Origin of the sequence: Vibrio sp. 10N.222.49.C9 (assembly GCF_041474985.1) — a bacterium.
Taxonomy (GTDB): Bacteria; Pseudomonadota; Gammaproteobacteria; order Enterobacterales; family Vibrionaceae; genus Vibrio; species Vibrio crassostreae_C.
The window spans coordinates 1-255 of record NZ_JBFRVD010000617.1; the positions used below are offsets into that span (position 1 = coordinate 1).

Below are 255 nucleotides of genomic sequence, written 5' to 3' on the forward strand. Positions count from 1 at the left end.
AGGGATCTGTGCAACAAGTCCATCACCGATAGTCAGTAGGGCGAAGGTTTTGAAAGCCTCGCTTGCTCCCATTCCGTGTTCGATGGTGCCGATGCCGACCCCCCCGATCAGGTTTATAACCATGATCGCCATTCCGGCGATCGCGTCTCCCTTCACGTAGGCTGCTACCCCATCAAAACTACCTGAGAGGTCAGATTCTTTGAGTACGTTCTCGCGTCGTCGGGTTGCCTCTTCTTCATCAATTTGTCCGTTTTG

Annotated in this window: 1 protein-coding gene; it reads right to left on the reverse strand. The window is 52.9% G+C overall.

The annotated features are described in order from the left end of the window. On the reverse strand, positions 1 to 255 hold a 255-nt coding region (locus tag AB4585_RS24755), incomplete at both ends, for an FHIPEP family type III secretion protein (protein WP_372171403.1).